Below are 17600 nucleotides of genomic sequence, written 5' to 3'. Positions count from 1 at the left end.
ATCCTGATCGAATTACATTGCATTTCGGAATGATCGTTCCATAATGGACACCAATCACCCATATTCAACATTCCGAGGAATGAGATGTCCGCAATTAACCCGCTTATCCCCCGTCAGCCTGTCCCGTCGCTAAGTGTTCCGCTGGTTGGTGGCGGCACATGGTCGCTTGCTGATCAGTCGCCTGAAAACTTCACCATGGTCGTGTTTTACCGTGGCCTGCATTGCCCGATTTGCGGCAAGTATCTGAAGGACCTTGATAACAAGCTTGCCGACTTTGCCAAGCGCGGCGTCAATGTTGTTGTCCTGTCCTCGGACAGCGAAGAACGCGCAACCGAAGCCAAGGCAAAATGGGACCTTGTAAATCTTGATCTTGGTTATGGCCTTGACCTCGACAAGGCCCGTGAATGGGGTCTTTATATCTCGACCTCCAATGGCGTGACCTCTAGCGGCTATGAAGAACCGGCGATCTTTTCCGAGCCCGGCCTGTTTCTGGTCCGCCCGGACGGCACCCTTTATTTCGGCACCGTGCAGACCATGCCGTTTGCCCGCCCGGCCTTTGACCAGATCCTTGGCGCGCTTGATTTCGTGATTGCCAAGGGCTATCCGGCACGTGGCGAAGTGATTGATCATACCAATCCCTAACTCCCCGAACCAAAGTCGTCAAAATTGACAAAGGGCCGGTTCCCACCCGCAGGAACCGGCCCTTTTATTCTTCATACCATTACCCGTCTATGATCGACCTGCCATCGCCGCGGCGAAATGGGGGGCATCAATTTCCTGTGCCCGCTGATAGGCCGGGCGTGCATCGATCCGCGCGATATAGGCTTCGAACACCGGGTCTTTTGGCAAGATGCCAAACATGCAGCCAAACCGGATCGTCGCGCCCATCACCACATCCACTGTTGTGAATTTCTGCCCCAACAGCCACGGCTCGGCCTTGCCAACAACATCAAGCAGCATCGCCAAAAGCGTATCCCAGTCGCGATAGGAATTCTGACTGCTGTCTTGGGCAACATACTGGCGCACCCGGTCGATAAAGGCAGGCTCGATAGTGGACGGTGAAAAGAACAACCAGCGCAGATATTCCCCGCGGATCGGATCATCAAGGGCCGGGGCCAACCCGGCCTCTGGAAAGGCATCCGCCAGATAGCAACAAATAGCTGCCGCCTCGGTCACCACGGTGTCGCCATGCACAATGGTCGGCACCTTGCCCAAGGGATTAAGCGCAAGATAGTCCGGTGTCTGCCCGGCCCCACCCTGAAGATCAAGAAGCTTGGTGTCAAACGCGATACCCAGTTCCTGAAGCATCCAATGCACTGTACCGCTGCGTGACGGAACGGCGTGGTAAAAGGTCAAATTCCGGTCTGATGCCATCTTGGGGCTCCTTTGCGTTTGCTCGTGTCATTCTGTGTGATGTCGAGCGGCAATTTCCCCTTGTTTCTGAACAATGTAAACGGCATGGCAGGCACGTTCCTGACAGCGATATGGCAGGAGGGTGTCAGGCGGCTAGACAAATGCATCCGCCCGACATCCTGCAGTCCAAATACAAAACCCGGCCTGAAAGACCGGGTTTTGGAAGAATTTTCAGATCAGTTTAATCATCGGTATCATCGCCAACAGCCTTGCGCCGCCTTGGCCGCAACACCACCCATGCCGCCACCAATGTCAAAGCCGCCATCCCAAACCAGGTCAGGGCATAGGACATGTGATTATTCGGGAAGCTGATCTTGGTAAGCCCGCCAATCGGAAGCTTTGCCGTGTTCTGGGCCCCGCTGCCATCAATGAAATAGGGTGCAACGTCATCGGCATTGAGGCCCCGTTTGGTTGCCATCGCCCGAACATCGCGCGAATACCAGCGTTCTTCGCTCGGCACATTATCGCGCATAAAGGTGCCAACCGGCTCATCCATACGCAAAAGGCCGGTTACGGTGACTTCGCCTTCAACCATGCCGTCGGTGCGGCTCGCCGGTTCGCGACGTTCGGTCGGAACGAACCCGCGATTGATCATGACAATCGTGCCATCGCCCCGCACAAGCGGCGTCAGGACCCAATACCCCGCCCCGTAATCGGTCGCGGTATAGACCTGGCTTTCAAGATCATTGCGATAGGTGCCGGTGACGTGGACCTTGCGATATTCATCGCGCGTACGGCTGACATTGTCCCAGTCTGCACGGGTCGGTGCCTCGACCGCGTCGCCATGCACACGCGCATCAATCCGTTCGATCAGATCAAGTTTCCAGGCCCGGCGTTCGATCTGCCAGTAGCCAAGGGCAAAGAACCCCGAAAACAGGATCGCTGCCAGTGCCAGAACCACAATACGGGTGGTCATGGACGGGCCAGTGCGCGGGGAAGTGCGCGGGATGTGGGGCTGTGAAATGCGGTTTTCCGTCATCTCGCTTTCTTTCAAAGGACGTTTGTTTTCCCGAAACAAAAAAGGGCGCGATACCGGTAAAAGTATCGCGCCCCCTTTAGATATCAAGCGATGGCTTAGCCAAAGCTCTTGATCATTTCATGATCCATCTGCGGCATCATGTTGGTGTTCAGGTGATACATCACCCAAAGCGAACCAGCGATGGCAATCGCAACGATCACAATGGTGAAGATCAACGCCAGCATGTTCCAGCCACCTTCGGATTTGGTGTTCATGTGCAGGAAGTAGACCATGTGAACCACGATCTGAACCACACCAAGACCCATAATCCACAGGGCGGTTGCGACCTTGCTGTCAAGAACGCTATCCATCACAAGCCAGAACGGGATCGCTGTCAGGATAACCGACAGGATGAAACCGATCAGATAGCTTTTGAAAGTACCGTGAGAGGCACCATCGCCGTGATGGTCATCATGTGCGTGTGAATGTGCACTCATCCCAGAACTCCCAGCAGATAAACGACGGAGAAAACACCGATCCAGACAACGTCAAGGAAGTGCCAGAACATCGACAGGCACATCAGACGACGTTTGTTTTCCGGGATCAGGCCACGTTTGGAAACCTGAACCATCAGGGTCACAAGCCAGATGATACCGAACGTCACGTGCAGACCGTGGGTGGCAACCAGCGTATAGAACGCCGACAGGAAGCCACTGCGCATCGGGGTTGCACCGATGTGCCACAGGTGATGGAACTCATAAAGTTCCAGCCCGACGAACGCGATACCGAACAGGCCTGTGATCGCCAACCACAGCTGGGTTCCGGCAATCTTGCCTTTTTCCATCTGCAGCATGGCAAAGCCATAGGTGATCGACGAGAACAGCAGCATCGAGGTGTTGATTGCTACCAGTTTCAGGTCAAACAGGTCTGCCGGCGAAGGCCCGGCCGCATAGTTGCGACCGAGTACGCCATGGGTTGCAAACAGGATCGCAAAGATGAGGCAGTCGCTCATCAGATAGATCCAGAAGCCGAGCATCGTACCGGTTTCCGGGTGATGCTCTTCTTTCAGGTAAAAGACCGGCGCTTCGGTCTGAGAGGCAGTATTATTCGCCATTGTCATTCCCTTACGCCTGCTGTTTTGCCAAGAGGGCGGTACGTTCGTCTTCGGTCGCAACAACTTCGGATGCCGGGATGTGGTAATCACGGTCATAGTTGAAGGTGTGGGCAATCGCGCCACCAACCAGCAGGATGAAGCTTACAGCAACAAGCCACCAGATGTGCCAGACGAGTGCGAAACCAAGGACGAGCGAAATCGCAGCCAGGATAAATCCAGCGCCGGTATTTTTCGGCATGTGGATATCGATAAAGCCGGAAGTCGGACGGACATAGCCGCGCTTCTTCATATCAGCCCAGGCGTCAAGTTCATGAATAACCGGGGTGAAGGCAAAGTTGTAAGCCGGGGGCGGCGACGAAGTCGACCATTCCAGCGTACGACCACCCCACGGGTCACCGGTTTCATCACGCAGTTTGTCGCGTTTGATTACCGCAACAACGATCGACATGATGAACGAACCGATACCACCGGCAATCAGAACCGCACCAAAGGCAGCGATTACGAACCAGATCTGAAGCGACGGATCGTCAAAGTGGCTCATCCGGCGGGTAACACCCATCAGGCCGAGAACATAAAGCGGCATGAAGGCGAAATAGAAACCGATGGTCCACAGCCAGAACGACATCTTGCCCCAGAACTCATCCAGCTTGAAGCCGAATGCTTTCGGGAACCAGTAAACGATACCGGCAAACATCCCGAAGACCACACCACCGATAATCACGTTATGGAAGTGGGCAATCAGGAACAGGCTGTTATGAAGCACGAAGTCAGCCGGCGGAACCGCAAGCATAACACCGGTCATACCACCGATAACGAAGGTCAGCATGAAACCGATCGTCCACAGCATCGGGACATCAAAGCTGATGCGGCCCTTATACATGGTGAACAGCCAGTTGAAGACCTTTGCACCGGTCGGGATCGAGATGATCATGGTGGTGATGCCAAAGAAGGCGTTCACACTTGCACCCGAACCCATGGTGAAGAAGTGGTGCAGCCACACGATGTAGGACAGGATGGTAATAACCACCGTCGCATAAACCATCGAGTTGTAGCCAAACAGACGCTTGCGGCAGAAGGTCGACACAACTTCGGAAAACACACCAAACGCCGGCAGGATCAGAATGTAAACTTCCGGGTGACCCCAGATCCAGATCAGGTTGATGTACATCATGGCGTTGCCGCCAAGATCGTTGGTAAAGAAGTTGGTGCCTGCATAACGGTCAAGACCAAGCAGAACCAGTACCGCCGTCAGAACCGGGAACGCTGCAACAATCAGGATGTTGGTGCAAAGCGAGGTCCAGGTAAAGACCGGCATCTTCATCATCGACATGCCCGGTGCGCGCATTTTGACGATGGTCACAATCAGGTTCACACCCGAAAGCAACGTACCGACACCGGCAATCTGCAAGGCCCAGATGTAGTAATCAACACCGACCCCCGGACTATAGACAATGTCCGAAAGCGGCGGATAAGCCAGCCAACCGGTTTTTGCGAATTCACCGACAAACAGCGATACCATGATCAGCACGGCGCCACAGGTGGTCATCCAGAAGCTGAAATTGTTCAGGAACGGGAATGCCACGTCGCGCGCGCCAATCTGCAGCGGCACAACGAAGTTCATCAGACCGGTCACCAGCGGCATCGCCACGAAGAAGATCATGATCACGCCGTGCGCGGTAAAGATCTGGTCGTAGTGATCGGGCGGAAGGTAGCCTGCAACATCGCCAAACGCGACAGCCTGCTGGGCACGCATCATGAGAGCATCGGCAAAGCCACGCAGAAGCATGACAATCGCCAGAATGATATACATGATGCCGATCTTTTTATGATCGATCGACGTCACCCACTCGTTCCAGAGATATCCCCACAAACGGAAATAGGTAAGCGCGCCCATAACAACGAGCCCGCCCAGTACCACAGCGGCGAATGTCACTGCGACAATCGGCTCGTGGAACATCGGGATGGAGTCGATTGACAGCCGGCCAAATATAAAATGTAAAAGGTCCGGATTAGAGAACATCGGATTACTCTTCTTTCAAATGCAGAAAGGCACTGGATACCCAGTGCAACAACTGCGAAGGGCCGGTTGGCTTTCACCAACCGGCACTGCTTCAGAACCCTGTCGAAACGCCTGCGGGCGCAACGCTCATGGCGCGGTCACGCTGCACATTGTCAAACAACGGCAGGTTTGTGATCTCGCCAGAGAAACCACCCTCTTCCGGGGCAGTACAAAGCGTCGCGACGTAAGACTTGATCTCGGGCAACGGCTGGCTGCCGCGCATGCGCGGAACGTCATAAGTCAAAGACATGACGTTATAAACACCGGCCAGACCGCCACCGCCATTCTCGTCAATCGACATCATCTCGTTCATGCACATTTTCGACTGGTCGACGCACATGTTGAGAATCGCACCAAAGAGTTCCGGATCAACTGCGCTGTAGTAGTGAACCGGTTCTTTAATGCTTGGCTTTTCAAGTTCAAGATACTGGGAACGGCCAAGGAAGTTCTCGTCGGACTTCACTTTGGATACCCATTCATTGAACCCGTCTTCGCTCAGGCCGTGGAACTTGAAGCGCATGTGAGAGAAGCCCTCACCGCTATAGTTCCCCGAGAAACCTTCATAAACGCCTTCTTCGTTGATCACGGCATGGAGTTTGGTTTCCATACCCGCCATCGAATAGATCTGACCCGCAAGAGCCGGAATAAAGAAGGAGTTCATGATACCCGAAGAGGTGATCTTGAACTGGATCGGCGTATCAATCGGCGCTGCCAGTTCGTTGACGGTCGCAATGCCCTGCTCGGGATATACGAACAGCCATTTCCAATCGAGGGAAACGACTTCGATCACCATCGGTTTGTGATCTTTGTCCAACGGACGTTCTGCATCAATACGGTCCAGCGGACGATACGGATCAAGCGTATGCGTCGTAACCCAGGTGATTGCGCCAAGCGCAATAATGATCACCAGCGGTGCGGACCAGATGATGACTTCAAGCTTCGTGGAATGGTGCCACTCGGGATCGTATTCCGCATCCTTGTTACCCTGGCGGTATTTCCAGGCAAAGAAAACAGTCAGTGCCATCACCGGAATGATGATCAGCAACATGAGGATCGTGGAAACGATAATCAAATCGGACTGCTGGGACGCGATATCTCCCGACGGGTCGATAACAACCAGGTTGCAACCGGCCAGAAGCGAAAACATCGAGGCTACAGCGACGCCGCGTACAAGTTTTGAAAGCATGAGCTTCATACTTTGTCAGTTTCTGGAAGATGTCCCTGCAAGCAAAAAAATGCCTGCAAGCCGCATAGACGACCTATCGGAGATCGCCACACGTCGTACCCTGTCGCATCGGCATATGGGAACAATCATCCCAAACATCCACGCAAAGGGCACAATTTCGGCAAATTTTTTTCAAAAACCCGCCAGGTCGGAATTTCGCGGGAAGTGCTATAGCTGCATCGCAACAATGTCAAGGTACCCGCGGCGCATAGCAGGGTCTTTATGATAATTATCATAACAATGTAAACCTGACGTTGTGCGGTGCAGAACGATAATTGACACTGACGTTTGCAATTCACATGTCTATAATTAGACTCGATCCAAAGTCGTATCGTCATCAGAGCCGGATTTGTGATCCAATCAAAAGTAGTTAGGACCCAAAGGTCCAGCCAGTGATTTAGGGAGAACGGCGTGAACCAAACGACAGAAAACTACGCGACCGCTACCTCATCAGGTTTGGAACGCGATGCGCGGCATCACAATGCCGACGCCACTAACGATCCCGGTCAGATTGCGCTTGGCGTGATCATCGGCCGGACTTCGGAATTTTTCGACTTCTTCGTTTACTGCATCGCATCGGTACTGGTGTTTCCGCAATTGCTGTTTCCCGGTGAAACGGCATTGGTCGGCACCATGTATTCCTTTGCCATCTTCTCTCTGGCCTTTATTGCCCGCCCCGTCGGTTCCCTTGTCTTCATGACAGTCGACCGCCGGTATGGTCGCGGCGTAAAGCTGACAATTGCCATGTTCATGCTTGGCGGCTCCACCGCGGCGATGGCCTTCCTGCCAAGTTTCGCCTCGGCAGGTGTTCTGGCGATCTATCTGCTGTGCGCCTTCCGCTTCCTGCAAGGTCTTGCATGGGGCGGCGCATGGGATGGTCTGGCATCTCTTCTTGCTCTTAACGCCCCGGACAATCGCAAGGGCTGGTATGCAATGATCCCGCAGCTGGGCGCACCGCTTGGCTTCATGGTGGCATCATCGCTGTTTGCCTATCTGCTTTTGACCCTGCATCCCGATGACTTCCTGGCATTTGGCTGGCGCTATGCGTTCTTCGTGGCCTTTGCGATTAACGTCGTTGCCCTGTTCGCCCGCCTGCGTCTGGTTGCCACCTCGGAATTCGGTCATCTGCTTGAACAGAATGAACTCGAAGCCGCCCGCGTGATGGATACCCTTAAACATAACGGCCGGACGGTCGTGCTTGGCGCACTGGTCCCGATGGTCAGCTATGCCCTGTTCCATCTCGTCACGGTCTTTGCGCTCAGCTGGGTCTATCTTTATGCCAATGGCAATCCCGGTCAGTTCCTGTTGACCCAGGGTGTCGGGGCCGTGCTTTGCGCCCTTGGCATTGTCGCATCGGGCTTCATCGCCGATCAGCTCGGTCGTCGTCGCCTGTTGGGATACAGTGCCGGGATCATCTTCCTGGGTGCAGTTCTGACCCCGCTTCTTTACAACTTCAACATCATCAATGAAGGCATGATTGTTCTGGGCGGCTTTGCGGTACTTGGCCTGTGCTTTGGTCAGGCGGCCGGGACGCTTGCTTCGAACTTCAAGCGTGAATACCGCTATACCGGTTCGGCACTGACGTCCGACTTGGCATGGCTGCTTGGTGCCGGTTTCGCCCCGCTGATCGCACTTTATCTCTGCGACAAGTTCGGTCTGCCCGGTGTTGGTGCCTATCTGCTGTCAGGCGCGGTTGTTACGCTTCTGGTTTTGCATTTCAACAAACAGTTCGGTTCCAAGAACACCGACTGATCTGCAAAACCGATATCTTAGATCAAACACCCCGGCCAAGACCGGGGTGTTTTATTTTTGGGGGCTTGTCCTGCGCACCGGCACTTCGACCTCGGCCAGTCCGGGCATGAAATCACGCAGGATTTCAAAGAATTTGCGCATGCGTGCCGGATAATAACTGGCATAGGGATAAACCAGATACACCGGCAAAGAGGACGCTTGCCAGTCCGGGCACAAATGCACCAGCTTGCCCGCCCGCAAATCATCAACAACGATCCAGCGCGATACAATCCCCGCCCCCAAGCCGCCAAGCACCGCCTGACGGGTTGCGAACAGACTGTCCGTGCTCAGGCGCGGCTTGATCGGAAACCGGACCATTTCCTGACTGCTGATATTCTGCAAGGCAATTTCGGACCCATAGAATGTCTTAAGCGACACCCATGGCAGGTCCGCCAGCATGTCAGCATGATTGGGGGAAACGCCCTTCAACACCTCTGGGGCGGCAACAACAATGCGCGGGATTTCCGCAAGCAGAACAGCAACATGTGACGGATCGGACACCGGGCCAACATGGATGGCGCAATCAATCCGTTCAGAAATAAAGTCTGGTGGCCGGTCACTTAATACCCAATCGACACTGACCTGATCATAGCGTTTCAAAAACTCGATCAATGGCTGGATCAACTGATCCTGACCAAAGGCATGTGGCACCTTGACCGCAAGCCGCCCGACCGGCGCGCCATGTGTTCCCGACAATTCCTCGGTCAGGGCGTCCCACCCTTCGATCAGGGTCCGGGCATGGGCATAACAGCGTTCCCCGTCATCGGTCAGCTTGATCGCATGGGTATTGCGCAGGATCAGCTCGACACCCAGCAAATCTTCAAGCGTGCGCAGCCTGCGGCTGATTGTCGGTTGTGTCGTATTCAACAAAACGGCCGCCGCCGAAAGGCTTCCGCCATCGACGATACGCACAAATGTTTGCATCAACTCCATACGATCAACGGAAGACATCCGTCACCTTTCATACGCTTTACGTATAACCATCTTACAGCACAACCCTCTACCAAACCAGCGCGTCATCCATAATTCTGGGGGCAATTCAATTCTGCTTTACGGAGCTTCCCATGACGACTGCGCAACAGACCGCAGACACGCAGCCCATCACCGCCGCACCATCGCGCAACATTGTCTTTGCGCTGGCTCTTGGTGCCGGTTCGGCCGTTGCATCGATTTATTACACCCAGCCCGTTCTCAGCATGATCGGGAACGAGCTTTCCCTTGGCATCGGCACCACCGGCCTGATCCCGACCATCACCCAGGCCGGATATGCCCTTGGCATTCTGTTTCTTTTGCCACTTGGTGACCGCCATGACCGGCGCACGCTGATTGTGCTTAAAAGCATTCTGCTGGCCGCCATGCTTCTGATCGGCAGCATCTCGCCCGGCCTGAACACCATCCTGTTCACCAGCCTTCTGATCGGCATTGCCGCTACCATGGCCCAGGACATTGTTCCGGCCGCCGCCATTCTGTCGCCCAAACATCTGCATGGCAAAACCATCGGCACGGTGATGACCGGCTTGCTTGTCGGCATTCTGCTGTCGCGAACCGTCAGTGGCGTGATTGCCGAATATTTCGGCTGGCGGGTTGTGCTTCAACTGGCTGCCATCGAAATCCTGATCATCGGATTTGCATTATGGAAGATTTTGCCATCCTTCCAGACCCACGCGACCATGAGTTATCCCAAACTTCTGAAATCGCTGGCGCATCTGTGGGCCGATCATCCATCCCTGCGATATGCCGCAATTTCACAGGCTTTTCTTGCCATCGCCTTTAGCGCCTTCTGGTCGTCCCTGTCGCTGATCCTCCATCAACGCTATCAGCTGGGCAGCGACATTGCCGGTGCGTTTGGTTTGCTGGGGGCTGTTGGTGCCCTTATGGCCCGCTATGCCGGCAGTCTTTCCGACCGTCACGGCCCGGCCCTTGTCACCAAACTTGGCTCGGCGATCCTGATCCTGTCTTTTGCAGTCATGAGCTTCGTCCCCCTTCTGGGAACGACCAACATGCAGCTTGTCGTTCTTGCCATCGGCACAATCGGCTTTGACCTTGGCGTGCAGGCAACGCTGGTTTCCCATCAGACGATTGTCTATCAGATCGCGCCCGAGGCCAGAAGTCGCCTGAACTCGGTCTTCTTCACCGTCATGTTCATTGGCATGGCATCAGGATCGGTACTGGGAACGCAATTGTTTGCCGCTGGCGGTTATCTGTCGGTCATGGCAATCGGCGTGATTGCCGGTGTCATCAGCCTGACCATCCGGTTTCTTGCAGACCGGACCACATCACATCCCTGATCATCCCGGCCTTCGAATATCCCTGATTGCATAGACACAACATCCCGGTTTGCCGCCGGGATGTTGTTTTTTGTCAATCATAACGCTTGATCGGCAAACAAATGCCCAACATCCTTTGACTGCCAGTCTTGGCTGTACCGTTTCATGGTTTGCCGCAAAAACGTCTCGAAGACGCGAAGCTTTTTGGGCATCCGCGCCTGTTTGGGATAAATCAGACTGATGGTTGCGCCGGGATATAGACAGTCCGACAAGACCGGTCTGAGGTTTCCCTTGGCGATATCCTCTGCCACCAGAAAGGCAATCATCTGCAAAACCCCGCCCCCGGCAACGGCGGCCGCCACCGCGGCTTCGCTGCTTTCAAAGGCCAGCCGCCCGTGGGTCACGATATGCTTTTCGACACCATCGACCTGGAAACGCCAGTCAAGATTGGTGCCCGTCCCCGATGAAATGATCCCGATGCATTCATGTTCGGCCAGATCGTCCGTTGTGTGCGGAACGCCGTGCTTTTTCAGGTAAATCGGGGCGGCACTGGTAATAAACGGAATACGTCCAAGCGGGCGGGCGATGATATTCTGTTCGGGTGGTTCACCGATAAAGATCGCGGCATCAATATTGTCTGCGACAAAATCGGGAAATCCGTTGCGCGACAATAACTGCATACCAAGTTCGGGATAGGGTTCCAGAAACCCCGGCAAGGCCGGTGCCACAACCATCCGCGAAAGCCCGACCGGCACCTGTATGCGCAAATTGCCGCGTGGCCGTTTTTCCGATGCGCCAATGTCATCTTCAAGATCGGCGATATCGCCAAGGATGCCGCGTGCGGTGTCAAAGTAACGCTGCCCGTCCTCGGTCAGGGACAGTCGCCGGGTTGTCCGCCGCAACAGCTCGACCCCCAGATGACGTTCCAGTTCCTTGACGATCGAACTGGCCATACCATGCGAATAGCCGAATTCTTCTGCCGCCCGGACGAAACTGCTGCGTTCAACAACCCGGACGAAAACCTGCATGGCACGAAGACGATCCATGATTATCTGTTCCTGTCAGATAATATTTCCGAATATCGGATAATTATCACATTCGCGGTCTATGGCACAAGCAGCCCCGACATGCTTTCCCGAACCCAGGACCTAAAACAGCCATGACCAAAACACTGGAAAACACCGGCCATTCGGCCCCGCGCCACGACCTTTATTACACGGTGCATAAAGGCATTCGCTTCATGCATTGCCAGATCATGACCGCCCTTGGCACCACCGACTGGTCAAGCAATCTTGAATCCGCACGGATGATCAGTGAATTGCGCCGCCATCTGGAAATGTGCGCCGATCATCTGCGTCACGAAGATGAAATCATCCATACCGCGATTGAAACACGCCTTGCCGGTGCCAGCACCCGGGCCGACGAAGAACACGACGCCCATCAGGTCGCGTTTGATGCCATGACCTTGCTGCTTGATAGTCTGCAAACGACGGCAACTGGCCCGGAACGCCAACATCTTGGCCGGGCACTTTATAAAACCTTCTGCAATTTTGTGGCTGCCGACCTTGCCCATATGGAAGGCGAGGAAACCGTACTTCAGGGACACTTGCACCGGCTTTACACCGATGCGGAACTGCAACAGCTTGAAGGCCAGATTGTCTCGGGTATCCGTCCTGACATGATGGTGCGCTTCATGCGCGCCATTGTCAGCGCCCAGAACTGGCACGAACGCGACGAGATGTTACGCGGCATGCAGGCCGCCATGCCCGCAGATGCCTATGACCAGCTTATGGCAGCAATCGCCGACAAGATCGCTGCCTGACATTCAAAATCACGAGCAAACAAAAATGCCGGGCTTACAAAGCCCGGCATATTCATATCCATGTCGTCGCGGTATCAATCGGGAAGTCTGGCTCTTTACACCTTCGGCTGTCTCCCCCTCAGCCGGGGCGCTTATGCAAGCGCGCCTGATGTAACGCCAAACTTCCCGACGAACACGCATGCCCGTCAAACGTAGTTGGACGGGAACATGGCGCGTTTGGCGTCTTCATCCATTTCGGTTTTGAAGACGTGATCCTTGCCAACATTGCGCGCAGCAATCGCCGCAGGCAGATCGTTCATCATATCGAACCAGCGTTTCAGGTTCGGATATTTGGTCATGACATCCGGGTTTTTGTGCACAAACGGGGCCTTGTCGATCCAGCCCCAGGCCGAAATATCAACAATCGTCATCTCGTCACCGACGATAAAGGCACGACCAACCATGTGATCTTCCAGAACCTGATAATGGCGGGCAATCTCGTTGCGATAACGGTTTACGCCGTAATCACTGCCTTCAGGGGCGACATGCTGGAAATGGACGGCCTGTCCGGAAAACGGGCCAAGACCGGTGGCAATGAACATCAACCATGACAGCAACTCACCGCGATCTTCCGGCTTGCCCTGAAACTTTCCGACCTTCTCTGCAAGATAAAGCAGAATCGCATTGGAATCGAAGACACGAACCGCCTTGCCGCCTGCCCCGTCCGTATCCACAATTGCCGGAACCTTGCCATTCGGGTTGATCGCGCGGAACGCCGGATCATGCTGTTGGCCTTTGCGGGTATCAACCGGCAGAACCGCGTACTCAATCCCGCACGCTTCAAGCATCATCGAGATTTTCTGGGGGTTCGGCGTCGGATGAAAATAGAAGCGGATCATCAATAGTCTCCTTGCGGGTCGGTTGCCTTACACGAAACCGTGACCCGGGATTGCATTCTGGAACGTTCGTTTTAAATTGACCGATAATGTCTCAGTTGGCAAGGTTCGTTTATTGAACTAGCCACCAGAAATTTACTTGAAGGAGCCCCGATCTCATGATTGAGCTTTACTACTGGCCGACCCCGAACGGTCACAAGATCACTCTTTTCCTTGAAGAATCCGGTCTGGACTACAAGGTTTTCCCGATCAATATCGGCGCAGGCGACCAGTTCAAACCCGATTTCCTGGCCTTTTCGCCAAACAACCGGATGCCGGCAATCATTGACCGTGATCCGGCCGATGGCGGCGAGGCCATTACCGTGTTTGAATCCGGTGCGATCTTGCAATATCTGGCCGAGAAAACCGGCAAGTTCCTGCCCACCGATGTCCGCGGCCGCAAAACCGTGATGGAATGGCTGTTCTGGCAGATGGGCGGTCTTGGCCCGATGGCCGGTCAGAACCACCATTTCGGCACCTATGCCCCGGAAAAGATCCCCTATGCGATCACCCGCTATGTCAACGAAACCAATCGTCTTTATGGTGTGCTGAACAAGCGCCTCGAAGGCCGTAAATTCATTGCCGGTGACGACTACACCATTGCCGACATGGCGTCCTATCCGTGGATCGTCAGCCACGAAAAACAGCAACAGGATCTTAATGATTTCCCGAACCTGAAACGCTGGTTCACCGAAATCGAAGCCCGCCCGGCAACTGTTGCGGCCTATAAGGTCGGCGAAGGCATGCGCAATCCGGTCATGACCGACGAGGACAAAAAAGTCCTGTTTGGCCAGACCGCAAACAGCACCAACAAAGGCTGATGATTTGCATCCCTGACGGATGCATCAAGCACATGACCAATAAAAAACCGCCGAACTGATCGGCGGTTTTTTTGATTGTGATCTCATATCGCAGTGAAGAACACCTAAGCGCCGCGAACTTCCGCCAAAAAGGCCTCGACCGCCTTGTTCAGGTCACTTGCCTGCGATCCAAGGCCCTCGGCAAGACCAAGAACCTCGCTCGAAAGACGGTCTGCATCATCTGCCGCACTTGATACACCCGTAATATTCTCGCTGACTTCGCGCGTTCCTTGCGCTGCCTGCTCGACATTTCGGGCGATTTCCTGTGTCGCAGCCCCCTGTTCTTCGACTGCGGCTGCAATCGTCGTTGTTGACCCGTCCAGTTGACGGATCGTTTCGGCGATTTCCGCAATCGCATCTACGGCACTTCGGGTTGCAACCTGGATGTCCTCGACCTGGGATCGAATGTCTTCTGTTGCCCTGCCCGTCTGGTTGGCAAGATTTTTGACCTCGTTGGCAACAACGGCAAATCCTTTGCCTGCATCCCCGGCGCGGGCTGCCTCAATCGTGGCGTTCAAGGCCAGCAGGTTGGTTTGTTCGGCGATATTGGTGATCAGCGAAACCACTTCACCAATCTGGTTTGCCGCATCCGCCAGAAGTTCGATTTTCTGATGTGTATCCTCGGATGTTTTCACAGCCCCCGTCGCAATCCCCGACGACTGGGCAACCTGATTGCTGATTTCGGCAATCGACGCACTCAATTCTTCCGCAGCCGCCGAGACCGTTTCAACATTCGATGACATCTCCTGCGACGCCGCCGAAACCAGTGTCGAACGCTGTCCGACCTGCTTTGCGGTCGCGGTCATGGCATTTGCCGATGTCTGCATATTGCCAGATGCACGAATAACCTGCGCGACCACCTGACCGACTGTTGCTTCAAAATTGTCCGCCATTTTGTTCAAAGCCTGGCGTTTTTCAACTTCTGCCCGTCGTTCCTGTTCCTCGCGCTGAACACGCATCTGTTCCATCTCGATGGTCTTTCCACGGAACACATCCATTGCGCGGGCAAGATCACCGATTTCACTTTTCTGATCCGTATACTGAACCGCGATATCGTGATCACCAGTGGCAAGTTTCAACATGTTATCCGAGATGGCAAAAAGCGGCACGGCAATGCCACGACTGATCATCAAGGCCCCAACCGTCACAACCAGAAGAATACCGCCCGCAACAGCCCCCATCACCAGCATACTGCTGATGAACACTGCATTGACGTCATCAATATAGATGCCCGTGGCCACGATCCATTTCCACGGTTCAAACTTTTTCACAAAGGACAGTTTGGGGCGCGTACCGCTGCCATCGGGTTTTTTGTACGTGTAGTCGACAAAACCCTCACCATTTTTGGCAGCCATATCAGCGAATGCCGCATAGTGCTTCTTGCCTGCACCATCTGTCGCATTACTCATATTCTGCCCGATAAGGTCAGGCTTGATATCGTGGAACAGTACAACCGGGGTATAGTCAAAGACGAAAAAGTAGTTGGTTTTGTCATAGCGCATACTCGAAATCACGGCGCCAGCCGTTTTCTGCGCTTCTTCCTCGGTCATTTCGCCCGCCACTTGCCGGCTATGATAAAATTCCGCAACACTGAGTGCCGTTTCCACCAACTCTCGTGTCTTCACTTTACGATCCTCAAGCATATTGTTGCGAAGTTCATAAAGCCCGAAAGCCCCGACAAGAAGTGCCGCGATAATCGCAGCAGCAACGATCAGCAGCAACCGCATGCCGATCTTGATAGATCCGAGTTTAAGCATGACGTACCCCAAATTATGATTGTTGTTTGAAGCATGTGTGCAATCTGAAGCAAAATTCAAGGTTTAATATCACACACTTACACCAGACCAGATGACAAGCAGCTCCCTTGCTGGATTACCCTTGCGGACTTTTGGCTTGACCTCACACTGCAAACCTATAAATGTTACGTTATAACATAACATTTATAGGTCACTTGATGAAACCCCTTCCCGTAACCGTTTTGTCCGGCTTTCTTGGTGCTGGCAAAACCACCCTTCTAAATCATGTCCTTAACAACCGCCGTGGCTTGCGGGTTGCGGTCATCGTCAATGACATGTCCGAGGTCAATATTGATGCCGATCTGATCCGCAATGGCGGGTCCGAACTTTCCCAGACCGATGAAAAGCTGGTCGAAATGACCAATGGCTGCATTTGCTGCACATTGCGCGACGACTTGCTGGCCGAGGTTCGCCGTCTTGCCGAACAGGGACGTTTTGACTATTTGCTGATCGAATCAACCGGCATTTCCGAACCGCTTCCGGTTGCGGCCACCTTTGATTTCCGTGATGAAGACGGGCAGTCGCTTGGCGACATTGCCAAACTTGATACCATGGTCACGGTGGTTGATGGCGCGCGCATGATTGCCGATTACAGCTCCACCGAATTGTTGTCTGACCGGGGCGAAAGTCTGGGGGATGCCGATGACCGATCCATCGTTGATCTTCTGGTCGATCAGATTGAATTCGCCGATGTTATCGTCCTGAACAAGCTTGATCTGATCAATGATGACGAACGCAAATCTGTGCTGGGGATTATCAAGGCACTGAATGCCGATGCCGAAATCATCGAAACCACACACAGCATCGTCACCCCCGAACGCATCCTCAATACCGGCCGCTTTGATTTCGAACGGGCGCAAAACCATCCTTTATGGGCCAAGGAACTGTATGGCTTTGCCGACCACGTCCCCGAGACCGAGGAATACGGGATCAAAAGCTTTACCTTCCGCACATCCCTGCCCTTTCACCCGGAACGTTTCCACGCCTTTATCAACAGTGAATGGCCGGGCGTGCTGCGCGCCAAGGGTCATTTCTGGCTGGCCACCCGCCCCGACTGGGTTGGTGAAATCAGTCAGGCCGGCGCCGCTGTCAAGACAGAGGCCCTTGGCACATGGTGGTGCGCGGTGCCCCGTGATCAATGGCCGGACAATCCGGCATGGCGCGATATGGTCTTTTCAAAATGGGACCCGGTCTTTGCCGACCGTCGGCAGGAAATCGTCTTTATCGGCCAGAACATGAACGAAGCCGCCCTGCGTCAACGCCTGTCCGAATGCCTTGTGGACGAGGCCGATGATGCCCTGACATCTTCCTTCGATCCGGCAACCTATGCCAACCTGCCCGATCCGTTCCCGCGCTGGTCGCGCAACTGATGCCATCTGTC

16 protein-coding genes are annotated in these 17600 nt (G+C 54.2%); 6 read left to right on the top strand and 10 right to left on the bottom strand.

Features of this window, described 5'->3' with window-relative positions:
* Positions 1–84: 84 nt before the first annotated feature.
* Complete coding sequence (locus TH19_RS17460) at positions 85–642, top strand: peroxiredoxin-like family protein (protein ID WP_114103643.1); 558 nt, start codon at positions 85–87, stop codon at positions 640–642.
* Positions 643–729: 87 nt separating this feature from the next.
* On the opposite strand, the gene TH19_RS17455 is transcribed toward TH19_RS17460, so the two are convergent.
* The 6 genes from TH19_RS17455 to cyoA all read right to left on the bottom strand — a co-directional run bounded on the left by TH19_RS17455 (position 730) and on the right by cyoA (position 6739).
* Positions 730–1374: a glutathione S-transferase family protein gene (locus tag TH19_RS17455; protein WP_114103642.1), complete on the bottom strand. Its 645-nt coding sequence runs from the start codon at positions 1372–1374 to the stop codon at positions 730–732.
* A gap of 220 nt (positions 1375–1594) precedes the next feature.
* Positions 1595–2392: an SURF1 family protein gene (locus TH19_RS17450; protein ID WP_258548019.1), complete on the bottom strand. Its 798-nt coding sequence runs from the start codon at positions 2390–2392 to the stop codon at positions 1595–1597.
* Between the two features lie 95 nt (positions 2393–2487).
* Entirely contained in the window at positions 2488–2868 is a 381-nt protein-coding gene (locus TH19_RS17445) for a cytochrome o ubiquinol oxidase subunit IV (RefSeq protein ID WP_114103641.1), read from the bottom strand.
* The gene (cyoC, locus tag TH19_RS17440; protein WP_114103640.1) at positions 2865–3485 is read right to left on the bottom strand and encodes a cytochrome o ubiquinol oxidase subunit III; all 621 of its coding nucleotides are present in this window, start codon (positions 3483–3485) and stop codon (positions 2865–2867) included. Before cyoC ends, TH19_RS17445 begins: the two co-directional genes overlap by 4 nt.
* A gap of 10 nt (positions 3486–3495) precedes the next feature.
* On the bottom strand, positions 3496–5505 hold the full coding sequence (gene cyoB, locus TH19_RS17435; RefSeq protein ID WP_114103639.1) for a cytochrome o ubiquinol oxidase subunit I: 2010 nt from the start codon (positions 5503–5505) through the stop codon (positions 3496–3498).
* Between the two features lie 91 nt (positions 5506–5596).
* A complete protein-coding gene (gene cyoA, locus TH19_RS17430) occupies positions 5597–6739 on the bottom strand; it encodes a ubiquinol oxidase subunit II (RefSeq protein ID WP_114103638.1) in 1143 nt (380 codons plus the stop codon).
* 441 nt (positions 6740–7180) lie between these two features.
* On the opposite strand from cyoA, the gene TH19_RS17425 reads away from it, so the two are divergent.
* Positions 7181–8521, top strand: coding sequence for an MFS transporter (locus TH19_RS17425; protein WP_114103637.1), 1341 nt, complete (start codon positions 7181–7183; stop codon positions 8519–8521).
* 51 nt (positions 8522–8572) lie between these two features.
* Here TH19_RS17425 and TH19_RS17420 read toward each other — a convergent pair whose 3' ends face one another.
* The gene (locus tag TH19_RS17420; RefSeq protein WP_114103636.1) at positions 8573–9511 is read right to left on the bottom strand and encodes a LysR family transcriptional regulator; all 939 of its coding nucleotides are present in this window, start codon (positions 9509–9511) and stop codon (positions 8573–8575) included.
* A 113-nt stretch (positions 9512–9624) separates the two neighbouring features.
* Between TH19_RS17420 and TH19_RS17415 the strand changes: the two genes are divergently transcribed.
* The gene (locus TH19_RS17415) at positions 9625–10848 is read left to right on the top strand and encodes an MFS transporter (RefSeq protein WP_114103635.1); all 1224 of its coding nucleotides are present in this window, start codon (positions 9625–9627) and stop codon (positions 10846–10848) included.
* Positions 10849–10925: 77 nt separating this feature from the next.
* Here TH19_RS17415 and TH19_RS17410 read toward each other — a convergent pair whose 3' ends face one another.
* Entirely contained in the window at positions 10926–11873 is a 948-nt protein-coding gene (locus tag TH19_RS17410) for a LysR family transcriptional regulator (protein ID WP_114103634.1), read from the bottom strand.
* 113 nt (positions 11874–11986) lie between these two features.
* Here TH19_RS17410 and TH19_RS17405 point away from each other — a divergent pair, with 113 nt between their 5' ends.
* On the top strand, positions 11987–12649 hold the full coding sequence (locus TH19_RS17405) for a hemerythrin domain-containing protein (RefSeq protein ID WP_114103633.1): 663 nt from the start codon (positions 11987–11989) through the stop codon (positions 12647–12649).
* 185 nt (positions 12650–12834) lie between these two features.
* On the opposite strand, the gene TH19_RS17400 is transcribed toward TH19_RS17405, so the two are convergent.
* A complete protein-coding gene (locus TH19_RS17400; protein ID WP_114103632.1) occupies positions 12835–13527 on the bottom strand; it encodes a glutathione S-transferase family protein in 693 nt (230 codons plus the stop codon).
* 155 nt (positions 13528–13682) lie between these two features.
* Between TH19_RS17400 and TH19_RS17395 the strand changes: the two genes are divergently transcribed.
* Complete coding sequence (locus tag TH19_RS17395; protein ID WP_114103631.1) at positions 13683–14384, top strand: glutathione binding-like protein; 702 nt, start codon at positions 13683–13685, stop codon at positions 14382–14384.
* A 104-nt stretch (positions 14385–14488) separates the two neighbouring features.
* On the opposite strand, the gene TH19_RS17390 is transcribed toward TH19_RS17395, so the two are convergent.
* Positions 14489–16180 carry a methyl-accepting chemotaxis protein gene (locus TH19_RS17390; RefSeq protein WP_114103630.1) on the bottom strand — a complete coding sequence of 564 codons (1692 nt, stop codon included), beginning with the start codon at positions 16178–16180 and terminating at the stop codon, positions 14489–14491.
* Between the two features lie 197 nt (positions 16181–16377).
* On the opposite strand from TH19_RS17390, the gene zigA reads away from it, so the two are divergent.
* A complete protein-coding gene (gene zigA, locus TH19_RS17385; RefSeq protein WP_114103629.1) occupies positions 16378–17589 on the top strand; it encodes a zinc metallochaperone GTPase ZigA in 1212 nt (403 codons plus the stop codon).
* Positions 17590–17600: the final 11 nt, after the last annotated feature.

This window comes from Thalassospira profundimaris (assembly GCF_003326675.1).
In the GTDB taxonomy this organism is placed as follows: Bacteria; Pseudomonadota; Alphaproteobacteria; order Rhodospirillales; family Thalassospiraceae; genus Thalassospira; species Thalassospira aquimaris.
The sequence above is the reverse complement of the archived record's forward strand: the minus strand, read 5'-3'. Positions and strand labels throughout refer to the sequence as shown.